Genomic DNA, 1,136 nt, shown 5'->3' with positions numbered 1-1,136 from the left:
GTAGCCCGCCGTGACGGCGCCCGGCGACCGGGCGGGGTCGGTCATTCAGGTGACAACCTCCTCGGCTACGGGACTCGGCATCGTCCGCGCGGTTCCGGGAGTCGTTCGATCTGGACCGGGATCACTGGACGTTTCGCCTGTAAGACAGCAAGTCGGCGGTTCGCATGTTTCAATCCGAATGGGCCCGGACCGAAGCCTCGCAGTCGACGGAGTCCGCGATCCCGGAGTTTCGCTCGCGGCTGACCGAGGAGGCCGTGGACGGCGTGATGCTGCTGCACTGGCAGGAGCACTGCGTCGAATGCGCGGTGCCGCAATGCTACTCGACCTGCCGCCTCTACGTTCCCCGGGCCGACCGGCGCTGTGCGCGATTCGCCCATGGGATCGTCCGTAACGCCGCCGCCGCCGGTGGCCTCGGCAACGCCGACATTCGCTTCCGTCGCTGGGCGAAGCTGGAGGCCGAGCTGACGGCGCGCTTCGTCACGACGCGCGCGCATCGCGAGATCGAGCGTTGGGATACGGCGGCGGTCGGGGCCGTGCACGCGGTTCAGGGGGTAGGGCGGCTGCTCGACTCCACCCGCAGCCCCGTCCACGACATCCTGGCCAAGCTCCGCAGCCGGCTGTTTCGGTACCTGGGGCGGAACCGCGAATCCTACGATGCATTCGTGATCGAATGCTTCAGCGCCGAGAGGGCGCCGTTCCGGCTGACGGTCGATCTGCGGATCGACGGGGCGACGATCTTTCGCCATTCCGTCGAGATCGCTCCGGGGCAGAACTTCCTCGCCGTTCCCGTTCCGCTTCCGCCCGATGTGTCCGCCGGCCGGTATCTGCTGGCGATCGCGCCGGAAGGCGAGCAGGACGTCCGCTTGGTCTTCACGTGGCTCGACTTCGTCGTGCTGCGCGACGGCGCGCGCCTGCCGACCACCGTCACACCGGACGGCGTGCCGGCCCATAAGGTCAAGTGCGTCGCCTGGGATCTCGACAACACCCTGTGGCGGGGGACCTTGTTGGAGGATGGGGCGGCCGATCTGGTGTTGCGTCCGGAGGCGGTCACCCTGATCAAGCAGCTGGACGAGCGCGGCATCATCCAGACCATCGTCAGCAAGAACGATCACGACGACGCGATGGCGGCCGTCGCG

The 1,136-nt window shown here is 68.0% G+C and carries 1 protein-coding gene; it reads left to right on the top strand.

Annotation, left to right across the window (positions count from 1 at the left end):
* Positions 1-254 precede the first annotated feature (254 nt).
* On the top strand, positions 255-1,136 hold an 882-nt coding region (locus ABTU92_RS29900; RefSeq protein WP_408095170.1), incomplete at its 3' end, for a hypothetical protein.

Source organism: Rhodoplanes sp. SY1, from assembly GCF_046000175.1.
Classification (GTDB): Bacteria; Pseudomonadota; Alphaproteobacteria; order Rhizobiales; family Xanthobacteraceae; genus Rhodoplanes.
Note: the sequence above shows the minus strand (reverse complement) of the source record. Positions and strands in the feature narration are given on the sequence as shown.